We start from the raw sequence: 18,141 nt of genomic DNA on the forward strand, positions 1-18,141 counted from the left end.
ATTCCTCAGGCTACCCCGATCACCCCACGAGTCCCACGTGTCACACGCCGATCACACCGGCTCATCCGTCGCATCACGACTGCGCAGCAGCCGGCCCAGGTGCCACAGCACGACGTACCAGCCGAGCGCGGCCAGGCCGCCTGACATCAGGCCGGACAGGACCAGCCGTACGGCGGTTTCCCCGCCGAGGCCACCGTCCGCCCGGCCGAGCTCAACCATCGCACCGATGATCGCGAAGACCACCAGCGCGCCGAGGACGACGTACCGGACCCATGCCGCCACGGAGTCACCTCGAGCAACCACGGGAGGCGTACGGCGGTACCAGCGGTACAGCCAGACCGCAGCGGGAGGACGGCCGCGGGGTGGGCCAGGGTGAAGGGCACGGTCAGGCGCCTGTGACGCCGTCCAGTTGTTCGCGGAGCAGGTCTGCGTGGCCGCAGTGCCGGCCGTACTCGCCGATCAGGTGGATGTAGATCATCCGCAGCGTCGACTCGGTACCGCCGAAGGTGAACCGGTCGTCCAGCGAGTGGTTCGCGGCCGCCTCGTCGGAGAGCTTCCATTCGGCGATCAGACCGTCGTACGCCGCCTGCGCGTCGGCCGGGTCGATCAACTCGAAGTCGGCGTCCTTGCCCAGCTCCGGAGCGAACAGCGGCTCGGCCGGGTCCGCGGCGAAGTGGATGCGGAACCAGATCCGCTCGACCTTGGTCAGGTGCCGGATCAGACCGAGCAGCGAGAGGTTCGACGGTGGCGAGGGGCGTTCGGCCAGCTGTTCCGCGGTCAGGCCGGCGCACTTGTACAGCAGCGTGGTCCGGTAGAAGTCGAGATATCCCTGCAGCAGTTCGCGTTCCGGAGGGGTCAGCGAGCCGTCGGGCCGCTCGACCTGAGGGGCGGTCCACACCGCGGGGTCTGACGTCATGGGGACATCCAACACGACGACCTGGTCAGGGGTTCACGGGCGGCGCCCAGCCAGGTCGCGGAACCAGGCAGAACGGGTGGCCGGCCGGATCCTCGTACACGTTCCCGGCCAACCGCTGCGCTCCCAGCGCGAGCACCTCCACCCCAGCCGCGTCGACGTCGTCGACCATGACGTCGAGGTGCATCTGCTGCGGCCGTTCAGGGTTCGGCCACTGTGGGCGCTGATGGTCAGGCGCACGCTGGAAGGCCAGGCCGGAGGTGTGGTCGTCGTCGGCCACGACCACCCAGTCGTCGCTCTGGTACGTCACAGGCTTGCCGAGCAGCGCCGAGTAGAACTGTGCCAGCGCGTGCGGATCCGGGCAGTCGATCGCGAGGTGGTGCAGTCGTCCGATCATGTGCTCATTGTGCGCGTCTCAGGATACGTGCAGTTGTCCCGGAATGTGAGATTCGCACTGGCGGGGGTCGTGGCCTGTTCGTTACCGTTCTCGGCAGGTCATGAGTGTCAGCGACAAGCCCCGGCTCGCTGGCCGGCAACCCTCCTCCGCGGTGGGGTGCCCCGGGTGAAGACCAGGCCGTGCGGATACCCCGTTCGGCAAGCGCGGACTTCCTGGGAGCAGAACCATGTCGATCCTCTCCATCCTCGAACCGGCCAGCGCGACGACCGCCCGACCGACCGTCACCCGCCAGGTCACCGGCACCATCCCGAGCACGGTCGGCTCGGACCTGCTGGTCCCGCTCGCCGACGGCCGGGTCACCGATTACGCGAACTTCGACCACGGTGCGAGCGCGCCCTGTCTGGAGTCCGTCCGGGCCAGCGTCGAGGCAGCGCTCCCGTCGTACGCCTCGGTGCACCGCGGCAACGGGTACGCCTCGCGCATCACTACCCAGTGGTACGAGCGGGCCCGCGCCGAGGTCCACGCCTTCGTCGGTGCGCGCCCCACAGACCAGGTGATCTTCACGCGGCAGACGACCGACGCGCTCAACCTGCTGGCGCACGCGGTGCCGCAGGACGCGACCGTCATCGTCTTCGAGTCCGAGCACCACGCCGCGCTGCTCCCCTGGCCGGCCGAGCGGACCGTCCGGCTGAAGGCCCCGGCCAGCCCGGCCGAGGCCGTCACGAACGTCGCCGACGCGCTCCGTCAGGCGCCCGAGGGCCCGCGGCTCGTCGTCGTCACCGGCGCGTCGAACGTGACCGGTGAGATCTTCCCGATCGCGGAGATCGCCAAGGTGGCCAAGGCGCACGGCGCCCGGGTCTGCCTGGACGCCGCCCAGCTCGCACCGCACCGCCCGGTCGACATCACCCTCCTGGATGTCGACTGGGTGGCGGTGTCCGGTCACAAGCTCTACGCGCCGTACGGCGCCGGTGCCCTGATCGGCCGCTCCGACTGGCTCGACGCCGCCGACCCGTACCTGTACGGCGGTGGCGCGACCCACGCGGTCACCAGCGACACCGTGGTCTGGTCGACCGGCCCGGCGCGGCACGAGGGCGGCTCCCCCAACGTCATCGGCGCGATCGCGCTGGCGAGTGCCTGTGCCGCGATCAGCAAGCACCGCGATGCGATCGAGCAGCACGAGCGCAGCCTGCTCGCCCGGCTCCGTACCGGACTCGCGCAGATCGACGGCGTCACGACGTACTCGATCTTCGGTGAGGAGGCCGACCGCGTCGGCACCGTGTGCTTCACCGTCGACGGCCTGACCTCCACCCTGGTCTCCGCGGCGCTCAGCGCCGAGTACGGCATCGGTGTCCGCGACGGCAAGTTCTGCGCCCACCTCCTGGTCGGCCACCTCCTCGGCAACGCCCCCGAGCACGGTACGGCGGTCCGCGCCAGCCTCGGCCTCGGTACGACGCGCGAGCACGTCGACCGCCTCGTCAACGCCGTCCGCACACTGGCCACGACCGGCCCGCGCACGGAGTACGCAGAAACCGCCCACGGCTGTCAGCCCTCCGACGACCCCCGCGACCTCCAGGCCCCGCGCATCTGGTAGTCGGCAGCGCTTCCTACTGCTCAGGAGGTACGAGACCTACATGGTGAGCAGCGAACGCCAGTAGGTCGGCCCACTCGGCGGCGATCATGGCGGCGGGCTTGCCGAAGCCGTGGCCGGTGTTGACCTCTACCCGGGTCAGGATCGGCGCGGGCCCGGACTGTGCGTGCTGCAGGGCGGCAATGTACTTGTGGCTGTGCAGCGGTACGACCCGGTCGTCGTGGTCGCCGGTGACGACGAGCGTTGCCGGGTACGCCGTCCCCTCGGAGACCCGATGCAGTGGCGAGTAGGCCAGCAGGTCCTCGAACTGGTCCGGGTCGTCCGGGGAGCCGAAGTCGGAGACCCATGCCGCGCCGACGGTGAACTTGTGGAAGCGGAGCATGTCCAGCACGCCCACCCCGGGCAGTGCGACCTTGAACAGGTCCGGCCGCTGGGTCATCACCGCTCCGATCAGCAGTCCACCGTTGCTGCGGCCGTGCGCCGCCAGTTGATCGGGCGTCGTCACGCCGGTCGAAACCAGGTGCTCGGCGATCGCGATGAAGTCGTCGAAGACGTTCTGCTTGTTCTTGAGCCGGCCGGCGTCGTGCCACTCGCTGCCGTACTCGCCGCCGCCGCGGAGGTTCGTGATGACCAGCACTCCCCCGGCCGCCAACCAGGCGGGCCAGCCGGGACGGTAGTCGGTCTGGATAGGGATGCGGAAGCCGCCGTACCCCCACATGAGCGTGGGACGGGGTTCGCTGAAGTCCAGGTCGGAGCGGGTGATGACGAAGTACGGGACCTCGCGGCCAGGTTCCACGCGCCGCTCGACGGCCACCGCGGGCGGGGTGAAGTCGCTGGAGCCGCGGACCAGCGACGGCAGGGCTCGGGCCGTGCCGGTCGAGGAGGAGACGACGTACGACAGCGTGGGCTCCGTCACCGTCGACAGGCCGACGAAGACGTCCGCGTTCTTCGCCGAGGCGTTCAGGCCCACCACAGCGCCGTCGGAGATGTCCACCGGCTGCGCGCCGGAGCCGTCGAGGGCGTAGACGGTCAGCACCGACTGCGCGTCGACGAGCGACAGCGTGACGAACCCGTGCTCCGTCGGCCGGACCGACTGCAGCGTGGCCGATCCCTCAGGCACCAGGTCGGTGAAGACCCCGTCGAGCGTCGAGAGGACGACGCGACCGCGGGAGGCGTCGCGATCCGTCTGCAGCACGAGCTGGTCGCCGGACATCCGAACGAAGACGATCTCGTCCTCGAACTCGTCGACGACCTTGACCGGCTCGCCGAGACCGTCCGACGTGATCGGGAGCAGCCACAGCTTCGTCGCGGGATCGGTGCCTCGAGTGATCGAGGCAACGACGTACCGGTCGTCGTCGGTGACGTCGGTCGTGATGAAGGTGTTGTTGTCCTCGAAGTGCAGCACGAGCTGATCCTCGGACTGCGGCGTACCGATCTTGTGTAGCGTCAGCCGGCCACTGCTCAGTCCGCTGGTCTCGGTGCCCTCGCTGCCGTCGGAGACCGGGTAGTGCAGGTAGAGGTACCCGGAGCTGTCCGGCAGCCACACGGCCTCGCTGAACTTGGACTGTGTCACCACGTCGTCGACCGGCTGACCACTGGCGATGTCGAGCAGCCGGAACGTCGTCCAGTCGCTGCCGCTCTCGTTGATGCCGTACGCGAAGTACTTGCCGTCCGGGCTGACCGTGTAGCTGCCGAGCGAGTCCGTACCCGCCTCGGACAGCTGGTTCGGGTCGATCAGCACCCGGCCGCCGGCGAGCAGCGCCTCGAGCGACTCGGCCACGTAGATGACGTCCTGCGCCTGCGTTCCGTCGTTGCGGCCGACGAAGTACCAGCCGGCCTTCCGGGCCGGGACCCCGGCGCGCGGCCGGGCCAGGATCGCGGACATGGTCTGCTGGAACCAGGCCCGCTCCGGGTAACCCGACAGCTCGGCCTCGGTGAACGCGTTCTGCCGGTCGACCCAGTCCTGGGTGTCGGCGGAGTCAGGGTCTTCCAGCCAGCGGTAGGGGTCGGCGATCTGGTGCCCATGCAACGTCTCGACCACATCGTCGCGGCGGCTTTCCGGGTAGGTCATGCTGACAACTTATGCAATCGGCGGTCACACTGCGAGCGTGATGACCGACCTGCTGGGCGCGGCTGCGGTGGTGGGTGAGCGGGTGCGTCTCGACGTACTCCGGGAGCTCGTCGGCCTGCCCTCCGACGAGTTCCTGGCCGCGGTCGATGCACTGGTCCGCGAAGGCGCCCTGGTCCTGGCACCGGACTGCGGTGAGGCCTGGTTCCCGAGCGAGACGGTACGGCGGGACGCTGAGGCCGCGCTGCCCCTCGCGGCTCGCGCAGACCTGCGCCGCCGGGCAGCGGCTGCTCTGGACGACGTAGAGCACTGGTCGGCCGCTGTCGCTGTCACACCGGACCCGGGCGAACGTGCACGGTTGCGGCTGAGGCTCGCTAAGGCCGCAGTGCGGACAGGCGAGCTCAAGACGGCGCATGCGGCCACTACGGCGGCTGTTGCGTACGCGCGGAGCTCACAGGACCACGGGCTGCTGACTGAGGCTGCACTGACGCTGGAGCCCATCGGAGAGTCCACCTGGGACGGGGACATTCACCAGTGGTGCACCGAAGCGCTGGCACATGAACGGAGCGCGCGGCTGCTGGCGCGGCAGAGTCAGGCGGCTACGTACCTCGGCCGCTGGGCCGAAGCGTTGGCAACGAGCGAGGCCGCGCTGCAAGAAGCACCCGACGACACAGAGGTCCTCACCGCACGTCAGCTGGCGACCAGCGGGCCGGACGACGTGGAGGAGCTGGCGGCCACCGCGGACCGGATGATCGAGCTCGGTACGTCGACCGGCCGCGCGGACGTCGAGCTCCGCGGCCGCCTCTGGCGGGTCGACGCGCTCTGGTACACAGGTGACCTCACCGCGATCGCCACCGAGATCGCCCGGATCGACAGCTGCGCCGGACGCCTCAACGAACCGCAGGGTCACTGGCATGTACTGATGACCCGTACGTCGCTCGCACTGGCACGCGCCGAGTTCGACCACGCGGCGGCCCTGCTCGACCAAGCCCTGCACGGCTTCCGCGAAATCGGCCACCCCGCCGTCCACGGCGCGGAGATCGCGACCAAGATGCTCATCGGTCACCACTGTGGCCACACCGCGGAGCTGCTCTCGACCGAAGCCTGGCAGTTCGGGACGGACGTTCGCTGGGACTTCGGCGCCCGGCTCGTCCGTGCGTTCGTACTGGCCGACGCCGGCCGGATCGACGAGGCCGCGACGGTGTACCAGCGCTGCGGGCGCCCCGGTTCCTGGCCCCGGATGCGCGCTGCAGAATTGTTGCTGGAGGCAATCGCCGCACGGGTCGCCGCCGCGGTCGGCGCGACCGAGGACGTCCGCGAACTCCGCGCCGAACTGGATAGCCGCCGCGGCCGGTACGTCGTCGGCGGTGCCGGCGGGACGAACTTCCTCGGCCCGGTCGAACTGTCCCTCGGCATCTGCGCCGCCGCACTCGGCGACTGGGACGCCGCGATCGCAGAGCTGACCGAGGCCGAACAGTTGTGCCGTGCGATCGGAGCGCCCGGGTTTGCGGTCGAGTCGGCGTGCCTGCTGACCACGGCGTACCAGCAGGCAGGTCACAGCGCACGAGCAAAGGCTCTCGCTGCTGAGACACTGCCACTCGCGCGAACGCTCGGCATGACGCCCTGGGTCGCGCGGCTGCAGCCGTCGAAGCTGAGCCACCGCGAATACGAGGTCGCCAAGCTCGTCGCCGCCGGGATGAGCAACCGGGAGATCGCCAACGCACTCGTGATCTCCGAGCGGACCGCCCAGAACCATGTGCAGCACATCCTCACCAAGCTCGACTTCGCCAACCGGGCGCAGATCGCGGCCTGGATGAGTAGCCAATGAGCAATTCGCACGATGCGGTGCGGCACCGGCTGAGCCGACGCTGGGAGCATGACGGACGACCTCTGGGAGCGGGTCACCACGACCTACTTCACCGAACGCATAGGCATCGAGCCGCGGGCCGGCTTCAACCAGCGCACGAAGGACGCCCGCACGACGCCCGGCGTGCACCTGTACGTCGACCCGATCTGCCCGTACACCTGGGTGGCCGCGTGCTGGCTCCGTGAGGTGAGCGAGCACCGCGAGATCGACGTCCGCTATCACGTGATGAGCCTCGAACTGCTCAACGAAGGCAAGTACACGACAACCGTCGGCCCGTCTCGGGTCGCGACCGCGATCGTCGAGACTCACGGCCACGACGCCTTCCGGACCTGGCATGCGGCGTTCGGCGAGCTGATCTTCGACGAATGGCGCTACCCGACGCCGGAGGAATACCACGACGCCTGCGGGACAGCGCTCCACGAAGCCGGCCTGCCGACCGAACTCATAGCAGCGGCCGACACCACCGAGTACGACGAAGCGCTCCGGCGCAGTCACGACGAAGGCACCCGGCCGGTCGGCATCGACGGCGGTACGCCGGTCATCCACGTCGACGGGACCGCCTTCTTCGGGCCCGTGCTCAACGCGGTCCCCCGCGGCGACGACGCGCTCAGGCTGTTCGACGGCGTACGGCTGCTCGCCGGCGCACCGGACTTCTTCGAGCTCAAACGAACCCGGGCCACGCCGCCCGATGTGCGCTACCGTCCGATCAAGGGAGAGGCATGAACGACGACGAACTCTGGGCCGCGATCGACGCGCAGCGCCTGCGCACCGCCGACCTGCTCGAAACGCTCATCGACGACGACTGGTCGCACCGCTCGCTCTGCGACGGCTGGACCGTCCGCGACGTCGCCGCGCACCTCACGTTGCAGCAACTGACCCTCGGTGACGGGCTGAAACTCGCGCTCAAGCACCCGGGAGGTGTCAACCGGACGATCCACGCCTCGACCCGCGCCAAGAGCCGGCAACCGACCGCGCAACTGATCGCCGAGATCCGCGCGATGGCCGGTTCGCGCCGGCACAACGTCGGCGTCACCGCGCAGGAGACGCTGATCGACATCGTCGTGCACGGCCAGGACATCGCCGTACCGATCGGCCGTTCGCTGCACGTCCCGCAACAACTTGCCGCCGTCGCCGCGCAACGGGTGTGGGACTGCCGCGGCACCAGGCTGTCGAAGGTCTTCAACCAACTCCCGTACGACGGCCTGAACCTGCAGGCGACCGACATCGCCTGGAGCGTCGGCCAAGGCCCCGAGCTACGCGGGCCGATCCTCGCGTTGCTGCTGCTCCTGACCGGGCGCACCGTCGTACTGCCGCAGCTCGACGGCCCCGGCGTACAGGTCCTGCACAACACGTCGTCCTCACCGGCTCCGGTGGGCGGCATCCCGCGCAGGCGCCGGAGCCGGTGAGTCCGACTGGCCTCGACCTCAGGCCGGGGTGATGTCCTTGGTCCACAGGACCTGGCCGAACAGGTTCCGCAGCGACACCGTGAAGACGCCGGTGCGTGGGTCGATCCGGGTGTGCCCGAAGAACTGGTTGCCGGCTGCCGGTGACTGGCTGGGGAAGTCCGCCGCCTTCGACCACACGACCTCCGGGCCGAACGTGCTGTCGAGCGTGTTCGGGCCGAACGTCCCGGCGTTGATCGGGCCGGCCACGATCTCCCAGAACGGGTCGAAGTCGGTGTACGCCGCCCGCGCCGGGTCGTAGTGGTGCGCCGCCGCGTAGTGCACGTCCGCGGTCAGCCAGATCGCGTTCCGCACGCGGTGCTTCTTGAACTGGCTCAGCACCCAGGCGATCTCGTGTTCGCGACTGCCCGGCGCGCCGGGCCGGCCGTTGGCTACGGCCTCGATCAGGTCGCCGTCCGGTACCAGCAGGCCGAGCGGCATGTCGCTGGCGATCACCTTCCAGGTCGCCCGGGACGCGGCCGCCTCACGGACCAGCCAGGCGGCCTGCTCGGCGCCGAGCATCGCGACCGGCCCGGCCGTCGACGGCACCGGGTTCGCGCCCCGGTACGTGCGCATGTCGAGGCAGAACACGTCGAGCAGCGGCCCGTGGCTGACCTTGCGGTAGATCCGGTCCCGGCCCGCGACGTGCTCCATCGGCAGGTACTCCAGGAACGCCTTCTTCGCCCGCGCGGCGAGCACGTCCACGCGGCGTTCGACGTACCGCGAGTCGGTGAGGATCTCCCCCGGATACCAGTTGTTCAGCGTCTCGTGGTCGTCCCACTGCGCGACCAGCGGTACGTCGGCGTACAGCGCGCGGACGTTGTCGTCGAGCAGGTTGTACTTGTACCGGCCGCGGTACTCGGCCAGCGTCTCGGCGACCTTCGAGACCTCCTCGGTCACCACGTTCTTCCAAACGGTGCCGTCGGCAACCTTCAGCTCGGCCTGGATCGGGCCGTCGGCGTAGATGTTGTCGCCGGAGTGCAGGAAGAAGTCCGGCCGGGTGTCGTGCATCGCCTTGTACGCGATCATCCCGCCGAGGTCCGGGTTGATGCCGTACCCCTGGCCCGCGGTGTCGCCGGTGAACACGAACGACACCGCGCGGTTGCGGCCGGGGGTGTGGAACGACCCGTCGAGGGTCTCGCCGATCCGGCCTCCTCCATCCTCGAAGCCGAGCCGGTAGTCGTACCGCTGGCCCGGGCGGAGGCCGCGCAGCGGGAGCCGCGCGGTGAAGTCGTCGCCGGCGTCGGTCTTCGGGCCGCGCAGGCTGATCGCCCGGTCGAAGCGGCCGTGGCTGGTCAGTTGCACGACGAGCCGGCCCGGCCGGTCGGCGCGCGCCCACACGACCGCCGAGTTCGGCGTCACGTCGGCGCTCGCGACCCCGGAGGGCAACGCGGCCCGGTCACGGCGGACAAGATTCGGCGCTGCGGACGCCACACCGGGAACGGCGAGCGACGCACCGGCGGCGGTGGTGGCGGCGAGGAGTTGGCGGCGACTCAGTTTCATGACCCGAAGGTGCGCTCCACGGATGACGGTGAGGTGGCCGCCGGGCGAACTCAGCCTCAACTCAGCCGTGCCGTCCGATCACGGCGACCCGCGGCCGCCTTGCGTACGAGCAGCTGGCGTGGTTCCGTTGGGAACGTCAGCCACTCATTCGTGGCGCTGCCCCGCACTGGTGGCGCATCGATCGATGCATTCCTGAATTGGGGCGTTCGACTTGTCATCCCTTGTCGCGGAAGATCATGATCCGCTGCGGCCGCAAGAGCGGCACGCTCATCTCTACACCGAGCTTCTCCGCACCGTCCGCGAGCTCGGCCTGCTCAAGCGGCGCCGCGGGTACTACTTCGTCCGCATCGGCCTGGTGCTGACGGCGTTCGCCGCCGTCTGGGTCGGAGTCGGCCTGCTCGGCAACTCCTGGCTCCAACTGCTGATGGCGGGTGCCTTCGCCCTGGTGCTGACGCAGGTCGCCTTCCTCAGCCACGACAGCGCACACCGGCAGATCTTCGACTCGGCCCATTGGAACGACTGGACAGCGCGTCTGCTCGCCGGTGGTCTGGTCGGCATCAGCGCCGCTTGGTGGCGCTCCAAGCACAGCCGGCACCACGGCGCGCCGAACCAGCTGGGCAAGGACCCGGACCTCGACATCGGGGTGATCGCGTTCACACCCGAGCAGGCCGGCCGCCGAAAAGGCTTCCAGGCCTGGTTGACCGGTCGCCAGGGCTGGCTGTTCTTTCCCTTGCTCACGCTGGAGGGCCTGAGCCTGTACGTCGCGAGCCTCCAGCACCTGTTCCGCCGAGGCGCGAGCACCGTCGAGCGGATCGAGGCGGCCATCGTGCTGAGCCGGATCGCCGGGTATCTGACCGTGCTGTTGCTGGTGCTGCCGATCGGCAAGGCCGGGGCGTTCCTCGGGCTGCAGCTCGCGATCTTCGGGATCTGTCTCGGCGGCTCGTTCGCGCCGAACCACAAGGGCATGCCCTTGGTCCCGAAGACGCTGCGGCTCGACTTCCTCCGCCGCCAGGTACTGATGTCGCGGAACATCCGCGGCGGGGTGTTCACCGACTTCGCGATGGGCGGGCTGAACTACCAGATCGAGCACCACCTGTTCCCGAGCATGCCCCGCCCGACACTGCGGAAGGTCCAGCCGATCGTCCGCGAGTACTGCGAGCTCCACGGCGTGAAGTACACCGAGGTCGGCCTGTTCACGTCGTACCGAATCGTCGTCGACTACCTGAACAACGTCGGCCTCCGAGCCCGCGACCCGTTCCAGTGTCCATTGATGGGGCAGTTCCGGGCATAGGCTGGAGCTCATGTGGTGGGGTCTCGCAGGGGCGTTGGCGGCGGCCGTTGCGTACGGCCTGGCGTCTGTCCTGCAGGCGTCGGCCGCGGGCAGCTCACCCGACGCGGGCGCCGAAGCTGTCGTACTCAAGCCGCGTTTCCTGGTGGGCATGGGTCTGGACCTGGTCGGCTTCGGCATGCAAGTCGCTGCACTACAGGTGCTGCCGCTCTTCGTCGTTCAGTCCGCGCTGGCAGCCAGCCTGGCGGTGACCGCGGTCGCTGCCCGTGCCCTCGGTGTTCGGCTCGGACGGACGGAGTGGCTCGCGGTTGGCGTCGTTTGCCTCGGACTCGGCCTGCTCGGGCTGTCGGCGGGCTCCGAGGGCAGTCCGGTTGTCGGTCACGGTTTCAGGTGGGCACTCGGTGCTGCCGTCGTCTTGCTTGCCCTGGCGCGGCTATCGATCCAGCTGGTACCGCGTCGTCTGCACGGACCGCTGCTCGGCCTGATCGGTGGTCTCGGTTTCGGGGTGGTCGCCGTCTCGGGCCGGATCATCCCCAGCCTGCGCCCCGCGGACCTCCTCACCGAGTCCGCCACCTACACCGCCATCGCTGCCGGCGCGCTCGCGATGCTGTGCTACGCCGCGGCTCTGCAGCGCGGCGGGGTCACGACGGCCACCGCGATGCTGGTCATCGGCGAGACCGTGCTGCCCGCGCTCGTCGGGCTGCTGCTGCTCGGCGACCACGCACGCCACGGCTACACAGTGCCGGCGATCGCCGGATTCGTCCTCGCGGTCGCAGGCGCCCTGGCACTGGCACGGTTCGGGGAGCCGGAGCAGCCGGTCAGCTCGGCGGAGGGATCTCTCCCGAACCGCGGATCGTCAGCTTGACCGGGACGCGGACCGTGCGGCCGGGGCGGTGGGGTTCCGGGAGGCGCTCGGTCATCAGCTGGATCGCCGTCCGAGCCATCACGTCCGCTGACTGCGCGACCGCGGTCAGTCCGGGGCTGAGCAGGTCGCCGAGCTGCAGGTCGTCGAACGACACCAGCGCGACCCGGTCCCGGCGGCCCGCGAGACCACGCAGTACCTCGGCGGTGGTCATGTTGTTTGCCGACAGCAACGCCGTCGCCGGATCGGGGCGATCCAGGACGGCCGACAGCGTGATGCCGATGCCCTCGGTGGTCGGCTCGGACAGGTGGACGAGGTCCTCGTCGACCTCGATCCGGTGCCGGGCCATCGCCGCCCGGTAGGCGACCACGCGCTCGCGGGCGGTGAAGATCCGTTCGTCGTCACCGAGATAGGCGATCCGGCGGTGCCCCTGCCGGACCAGGTGGTCGATCGCCTGGTCGATCCCGCCCGCGTTGTCCGCGAGTACGGCGTCGGCCTCGATCCCGTGCGCCGGCCGGTCGATCGTGACCACGGCCATCCCGGCGTCGACGTGTGGGGCCAGGTACTCCTGGGTCTCGCCGATCGGTGCCATGATCAGCGCATCGGGGCGCCGGGCAACGAACTCCAGGCAGACGTCCCGCTCGCGCTCGGGGTCCTCGTCGGTCAGCCCGATCATCACCACCGAACCGGACGACCGCGCCCACAGCTCGACGGCGCGGCCGAGCGAGGCGAAGAACGGGTCGCCGATGTCGCGGATCACCACCGCGATCGTGCCGGTCCTGCCGCGCCGCAGCATCCGGGCCGACTCGTTCGGGGTGTAGTTCAGCTCCTTGATCGCCGCCTGCACCTTGGCGGTCAGCTCGGGGCTGACGTTGGGTTCCTCGTTCACCACCCGGGACACGGTCTTCAACGCGACCCCGGCCCGGGCGGCGACCTCCTTCATCGTGGGCCGGCGCTGGCCCGTCCCGTTCACCCCGCTGACACTCATCGCCGGCCCCTTCGTTCGCTCGCGCCGAGGGTACTAGCTTTCGACGACCACGGGAATGATCATCGGGCGACGGCGGTGGGTGTCGCTGACCCACTTGCCGACCACCCGGCGGATCACCTGCTGGAGCTGGAACATGTCGTCGACGCCGCCGCCGATCGCCTTCTCGATCTCGGCCTCGATCCGCGGTTTCAGGTCGTCGAACACGGAGTCGTCCTCGGCGAACCCGCGGGCCTGGATCTCCGGTCCGGCGGTCAGCTTGCCGGTCACCGAGTCCATCACCGCGATCACCGAGATGAATCCCTCGTCACCGAGGATCCGGCGGTCCTTGAGCGAGGTCTCGGTGATGTCGCCGACGGTCGAGCCGTCCACGAACACGTACCCGCACTCGACCTTGCCGGCCACCACGGCCTTGCGGTCGATCAGGTCGACCACCACGCCGTCCTCGACCACGACCACGTTCTCCCGCGGTACGCCGGTCTGCACCGCGAGGTCCGCGTTCGCGTGCAGGTGCCGTACTTCGCCGTGCACCGGCATCACGTTGCGCGGCTTGACGATGTTGTAGCAGTACAGCAACTCGCCCGCGCTCGCGTGCCCGGACACGTGCACCAGCGCGTTGCCCTTGTGGATCACGTTCGCGCCGTGCCGGATCAGCCCGTTGATCACCCGGTACACCGAGTTCTCGTTGCCGGGGATCAGCGAGGAGGCCAGCACGACGGTGTCGCCCGGCTGCAGGTGGACGACGTTGTGGTCGTTGGCGGCGATCCGGGACAGCGCCGACATCGGCTCGCCCTGCGAACCGGTCGACACCAGCACCACCTGCTCCGGCGGGTAGTTGTCCAGGTCACGCATGTCGATCAGCGTGTCGCCGGGCACGTTCAGGAAGCCGAGGTCGCGGGCGACGCCCATGTTGCGGACCATCGAGCGGCCGACGTAGGCCACCTTGCGACGGTGCTTCACGGCGGCGTCCATCACCTGCTGGACGCGGTGCACGTGCGAGGCGAAACAGGCCACGATGATGCGCTGGTTCTTCGCCTTGGTGAAGACCCGGTCGAGCACCGGCGCGATGTCGCGCTCGTGGGTGGTGAAGCCGGGCACCTCGGAGTTCGTCGAGTCGACCATGAACAGGTCGACACCCTCCTCACCGAGCCGCGCGAACGCGCGCAGGTCGGTGATCCGGTTGTCCAGCGGCAGCTGGTCCATCTTGAAGTCGCCGGTGTGCAGCACGACGCCGGCCGGGGTCTTGATCGCGACCGCGAGCGCGTCCGGGATCGAGTGGTTGACCGCGACGAACTCGCAGACGAACGGCCCGATCTGGAGCTTCTCGCCCTCGACCACGGTCTGCTGCGGCACGTTGCGGTGCCGGTGCTCCTTCAGCTTGCCCTCGAGCAGCGCGAGCGTGAGCTGCGACCCGATCACCGGGATGTCGCCCCGCTCACGCAGCAGGTAGGGCAACCCGCCGATGTGGTCCTCGTGGCCGTGGGTCAGGACCACCGCGACGACGTCGGCGAGGCGGTCCCGGATCGGCTCGAAGTCCGGCAGGATCAGGTCCACGCCGGGCTGGTTCTCGTCCGGGAACAGTACGCCGCAGTCCACGATCAGCAACTTGCCGTCGTACTCGAACACGGTCATATTCCGGCCGACCTCGCCGAGGCCGCCGAGCGGGATGACCCGCAAAGCGCCCGGAGCCAGTGGTCCGGGCGCGTCGAGATCTGGATGGGGATGGCTCATGCAATCAGTCCTGCCTGTTTGAGGTCGGTGGTGAGCCAGTCCGTCTGCTCGGCCGTCGCCTCGACCAGCGGCAACCGGAGGGTCGCGTGCTCGATGACGCCGGCCAGCTTCAGCGCGGCCTTCACCATGATGGCGCCCTGGGTCTTCGTCATGATCGTCTCGACGGCGGGCACCAGCCGTCGATCAATGTCCTGTGCCTGGGCGAGATCGCCGGCCACCACGGCGTCGATCAGCTGCCGGTACTCCCGGCTCGCGACATGCGCCACGACGCTCGCGATACCGACCGCACCGATCGCCAGCGAGGCGAGGTTCAACTCGTCGGCACCGCAGTAGTAGAACAGATCGGTGTTCGCCAGCACCTTGGTGGTCCCGGCCAGGTCGCCCTTGGCGTCCTTGACCGCGACGATCCGCGGGTGCGCGGCGAGCGCGATCAGCGTCTCGGACTTGATCTCGACGCCGGCGCGGCCGGGGATGTCGTACAGCATGTTCGGCAGGCCGGTGGCGTCGGCGACCGCGGTGAAGTGCGCGCGCAGCCCGTCCTGCGGAGGCTTGTTGTAGTACGGCGTGACGACGAGCAGGCCGTCCGCGCCTGCGGCCTCGGCCTGCTTGGCGCACTCGATCGTGTGCGCGGTGTCGTTGGTACCGACCCCGGCGACGAGCTTGGCCCGGTCGCCGACGGCCTCGCGGACCGCCCGGATGATCTGGACCTTCTCCTGGTCCGAGGTGGTCGGCGCCTCGCCGGTGGTCCCGTTCAGCACCAGGGCGTCGTTGCCGCCGTCGACGAGGTACGTCGCGACCTTCTGCACCGCGTCCAGGTCGAGGGAGCCGTCGGGCCGGAACGGGGTGATCATCGCGGTCGTCAGACGGCCGAAAGGCAGCGCCTCGGACGATGTCGGCGAGGGCGTGGATGCTGGCGAGGACATGTGCCTCAGATTACCGCTCCCGACCCCTCAAGAAATGGGTAGGCCTGGTGGCTGTCCGCTCGGGGGTCCGGGCAGCCACCAGGCTCACTCGTCCTATCGGGCCGCGCCCCGTAGTCGTTACAGCTTCCATCAAAAAAGTCCGGAAAAACTTCTGTAAATACTCTCTGTGCTTCAGTCATCGCAATCCGTAGCAATTTTCAGGATTGACCGGCCAGCCAGACGGTCGTTGCGTCGAAGAGGTGTTGCAGGAGTTGGACGGCCCCGGGCAGGAGCAGTACGCCGCCGACGGTGAGGATCGGCACGATGACCACATGCTCGAACCAATGGCCGGTGCTGAAACGGAGCGGCCTCGGGAGGCGGATCTCGTACCAGGTCTCGCCGCGGATCGGCAGTGGCCAGAGCCAGGGGCATCCGGAGCGGGTGAGGCTGTCGCCGAGGCAGTGGACGAACATACCGACCGCTACTGCGGCGCCGATCCAGCCGCCGATCTGGGTCAGCCCTGCTTGTACGGCGTCCGCTACCGATGGGCCGGGGCCTACGCCGGTGACGGACCAGCCGGCCGCGGCGAGCACCGCGAGGACGACCCAGTCGCCGAGTACGTCGGCGGCCAGCACGAAGCCGGTGACGGCTACGGCGAGCACGGCCCACTTCCCGCGGTCGCCGAGGCTTGCTGCCAGGAAGCCGAGGAGTACGGCGGCCACCAGGGTGTGGGTGGCGTGGCGATGCTTGCCCGTGCCTTCCTCGTCCCGCGGGCCCTTCGTCAGGCGGTACAGCACGCCCGAGAACGCTCGTACGGCTCCTGACACCAACCGCGTGATCGGTCCGAGCAGCCGTGCGGCGCTCGCGCCCTGGTGATCCAAGTCCGGCAGCAACGCATACCCAGCCGTCGCCGCGGCGAACGGCACCATCTCGGCCACCGAGGTCAAGCCCACCAACGGCGCCACCGCCAGCCCCGCACACCACCCCGACAACGCATGCGACCGCCCCATCATCCGGCGCCCCACTCCCTCCCAGTCGGCGTGAATCCTCCCCCACCAGTCCCATCAACCCCACCAGCCACGCAGAACGTCGCTTACTTTGCATAATCATTCAGGGCGGTGCATACTCTTCCTGTGTCCAAGGTACTTACTTCTTTGCCGGTCGGTGAGCGGGTCGGGATCGCGTTCTCGGGGGGTCTCGACACCTCGGTTGCGGTTGCGTGGATGCGGGACAAGGGGGCGGTGCCGTGCACGTACACGGCTGATATCGGGCAGTACGACGAGCCCGACATCGCCTCGGTGCCCGAGCGTGCGACGGCGTACGGCGCGGAGATCACCCGGCTGGTGGACTGCCGCGCGGCGCTGGTCGAGGAAGGGCTCGCGGCGCTCGCGTGCGGCGCGTTCCACATCCGGTCCGGCGGGCGGACGTACTTCAACACCACCCCGATCGGCCGCGCGGTGACCGGCACGCTACTGGTCAAGGCGATGCTCGACGACGACGTGCAGATCTGGGGCGACGGGTCGACGTTCAAGGGCAACGACATCGAGCGCTTCTACCGGTACGGCCTGCTCGCGAACCCGCAGCTGCGGATCTACAAGCCGTGGCTGGACGCGCAGTTCGTGCACGAGCTCGGCGGCCGGAAGGAAATGTCGGAGTGGCTGGTCGCGCACGGCCTGCCGTACCGGGACAGCACCGAGAAGGCGTACTCCACCGACGCGAACATCTGGGGCGCCACCCACGAGGCGAAGACGCTCGAGCACCTCGACACCGGGCTGGAGACGGTCGAGCCGATCATGGGGGTCGCGCACTGGGACCCGTCGATCGAGATCCCGGCCGAGGACGTCACGATCGGGTTCGTCCAGGGCCGGCCGGTGACGATCAACGGCAAGGAGTTCGGCTCCGCGGTCGACCTCGTCCTGGAGGCGAACGCGATCGGCGGCCGGCACGGGCTCGGTATGTCCGACCAGATCGAGAACCGGGTCATCGAGGCGAAGTCGCGGGGTATCTACGAGGCGCCGGGGATGGCGCTGCTGCACGCGGCGTACGAGCGGCTGGTGAACGCGATCCACAACGAGGACACGCTCGCGAGCTACCACACCGAGGGCCGCAAGCTGGGCCGGCTGATGTACGAAGGTCGTTGGCTGGACCCACAGTCGCTGATGCTCCGGGAGTCGCTGCAGCGCTGGGTCGGTACGGCGGTCACCGGCGAGGTCACGCTCCGGCTGCGGCGCGGTGAGGACTACTCGATCCTCGACACCACCGGCCCGGCGCTGAGCTACCACCCGGACAAGCTGTCGATGGAGCGGATCGAGGACTCGGCGTTCGGCCCGGTCGACCGGATCGGCCAGCTGACGATGCGGAACCTGGACATCGCGGACTCGCGCGCGAAGCTCGAGCAGTACGCCGGACTCGGCATGTTCGGCTCGTCCAACGCGGCGCTGGCGTCGTCCACCGACCTGATCGGCGAACTCCCCAAGGGTGGCGCCGAAGCCATCGCCTCCCGCGGCGAAGCCACCGAGGAAGATGAACTCCTCGACCGCGCCGCGATGGAGTCCGGCACCGACTGAAATCTTCAGCCGTGGGCCGCGGTTAACG

General features: G+C 69.3%; 16 protein-coding genes and 1 riboswitch. Of the genes, 7 read left to right on the top strand and 9 right to left on the bottom strand.

Features of this window, described 5'->3' with window-relative positions; genetic code table 11:
- Positions 1-51 precede the first annotated feature (51 nt).
- From FB475_RS34125 to FB475_RS34135, 3 genes are all read right to left on the bottom strand, one after another.
- Complete coding sequence (locus FB475_RS34125; RefSeq protein ID WP_141862256.1) at positions 52-282, bottom strand: hypothetical protein; 231 nt, start codon at positions 280-282, stop codon at positions 52-54.
- Between the two features lie 103 nt (positions 283-385).
- Complete coding sequence (locus tag FB475_RS34130; protein WP_141862259.1) at positions 386-916, bottom strand: DinB family protein; 531 nt, start codon at positions 914-916, stop codon at positions 386-388.
- Between the two features lie 25 nt (positions 917-941).
- Positions 942-1,310 carry a VOC family protein gene (locus tag FB475_RS34135; protein WP_141862261.1) on the bottom strand — a complete coding sequence of 123 codons (369 nt, stop codon included), beginning with the start codon at positions 1,308-1,310 and terminating at the stop codon, positions 942-944.
- Positions 1,311-1,406: 96 nt separating this feature from the next.
- A riboswitch (SAM riboswitch) is annotated at positions 1,407-1,520 on the top strand.
- A gap of 16 nt (positions 1,521-1,536) precedes the next feature.
- Here FB475_RS34135 and FB475_RS34140 point away from each other — a divergent pair.
- Entirely contained in the window at positions 1,537-2,901 is a 1,365-nt protein-coding gene (locus FB475_RS34140) for an aminotransferase class V-fold PLP-dependent enzyme (protein ID WP_141862263.1), read from the top strand.
- 13 nt (positions 2,902-2,914) lie between these two features.
- Here the strand turns inward: FB475_RS34140 and FB475_RS34145 are convergent, their stop codons facing one another.
- Positions 2,915-4,969: a prolyl oligopeptidase family serine peptidase gene (locus FB475_RS34145; RefSeq protein WP_141862264.1), complete on the bottom strand. Its 2,055-nt coding sequence runs from the start codon at positions 4,967-4,969 to the stop codon at positions 2,915-2,917.
- Positions 4,970-5,009: 40 nt separating this feature from the next.
- On the opposite strand from FB475_RS34145, the gene FB475_RS34150 reads away from it, so the two are divergent.
- The 3 genes from FB475_RS34150 to FB475_RS34160 are packed head-to-tail and all read left to right on the top strand — an operon-like array spanning position 5,010 to position 8,239.
- Positions 5,010-6,794: a helix-turn-helix transcriptional regulator gene (locus tag FB475_RS34150; RefSeq protein ID WP_185759562.1), complete on the top strand. Its 1,785-nt coding sequence runs from the start codon at positions 5,010-5,012 to the stop codon at positions 6,792-6,794.
- 48 nt (positions 6,795-6,842) lie between these two features.
- Positions 6,843-7,556, top strand: a complete 714-nt coding sequence (locus FB475_RS34155; protein WP_238332615.1) for a mycothiol-dependent nitroreductase Rv2466c family protein — start codon at positions 6,843-6,845, stop codon at positions 7,554-7,556.
- Positions 7,553-8,239, top strand: coding sequence for a maleylpyruvate isomerase family mycothiol-dependent enzyme (locus tag FB475_RS34160; protein WP_141862269.1), 687 nt, complete (start codon positions 7,553-7,555; stop codon positions 8,237-8,239). Before FB475_RS34155 ends, FB475_RS34160 begins: the two co-directional genes overlap by 4 nt.
- Positions 8,240-8,257: 18 nt before the next feature.
- Here the strand turns inward: FB475_RS34160 and FB475_RS34165 are convergent, their stop codons facing one another.
- Positions 8,258-9,778 (bottom strand): alkaline phosphatase D family protein, encoded by a 1,521-nt coding sequence (locus FB475_RS34165; RefSeq protein ID WP_141862271.1) that lies wholly within the window; start codon positions 9,776-9,778, stop codon positions 8,258-8,260.
- A 211-nt stretch (positions 9,779-9,989) separates the two neighbouring features.
- Here FB475_RS34165 and FB475_RS34170 point away from each other — a divergent pair, with 211 nt between their 5' ends.
- Entirely contained in the window at positions 9,990-11,069 is a 1,080-nt protein-coding gene (locus FB475_RS34170; protein WP_141862273.1) for a fatty acid desaturase family protein, read from the top strand.
- Positions 11,070-11,079: 10 nt separating this feature from the next.
- Positions 11,080-11,931 (top strand): hypothetical protein, encoded by an 852-nt coding sequence (locus FB475_RS34175; protein ID WP_141862275.1) that lies wholly within the window; start codon positions 11,080-11,082, stop codon positions 11,929-11,931.
- Here FB475_RS34175 and FB475_RS34180 read toward each other — a convergent pair.
- The 4 genes from FB475_RS34180 to FB475_RS34195 form a co-directional block, all read right to left on the bottom strand.
- Complete coding sequence (locus FB475_RS34180) at positions 11,885-12,916, bottom strand: LacI family DNA-binding transcriptional regulator (RefSeq protein ID WP_141862277.1); 1,032 nt, start codon at positions 12,914-12,916, stop codon at positions 11,885-11,887. The two genes, FB475_RS34175 and FB475_RS34180, sit on opposite strands and share 47 nt — an antisense overlap.
- A 33-nt stretch (positions 12,917-12,949) precedes the next feature.
- On the bottom strand, positions 12,950-14,644 hold the full coding sequence (locus tag FB475_RS34185) for a ribonuclease J (protein WP_141862278.1): 1,695 nt from the start codon (positions 14,642-14,644) through the stop codon (positions 12,950-12,952).
- The gene (gene dapA, locus FB475_RS34190; RefSeq protein WP_141862280.1) at positions 14,641-15,567 is read right to left on the bottom strand and encodes a 4-hydroxy-tetrahydrodipicolinate synthase; all 927 of its coding nucleotides are present in this window, start codon (positions 15,565-15,567) and stop codon (positions 14,641-14,643) included. The genes FB475_RS34185 and dapA overlap by 4 nt, the downstream gene beginning before the upstream one ends.
- A gap of 197 nt (positions 15,568-15,764) precedes the next feature.
- Positions 15,765-16,559 (bottom strand): metal-dependent hydrolase, encoded by a 795-nt coding sequence (locus FB475_RS34195; protein ID WP_238332616.1) that lies wholly within the window; start codon positions 16,557-16,559, stop codon positions 15,765-15,767.
- 120 nt (positions 16,560-16,679) lie between these two features.
- Between FB475_RS34195 and argG the strand changes: the two genes are divergently transcribed.
- Entirely contained in the window at positions 16,680-18,113 is a 1,434-nt protein-coding gene (gene argG, locus FB475_RS34200; protein ID WP_141862282.1) for an argininosuccinate synthase, read from the top strand.
- Positions 18,114-18,141: the final 28 nt, after the last annotated feature.

This window comes from Kribbella jejuensis, from assembly GCF_006715085.1.
Classification (GTDB): domain Bacteria; phylum Actinomycetota; class Actinomycetes; order Propionibacteriales; family Kribbellaceae; genus Kribbella; species Kribbella jejuensis.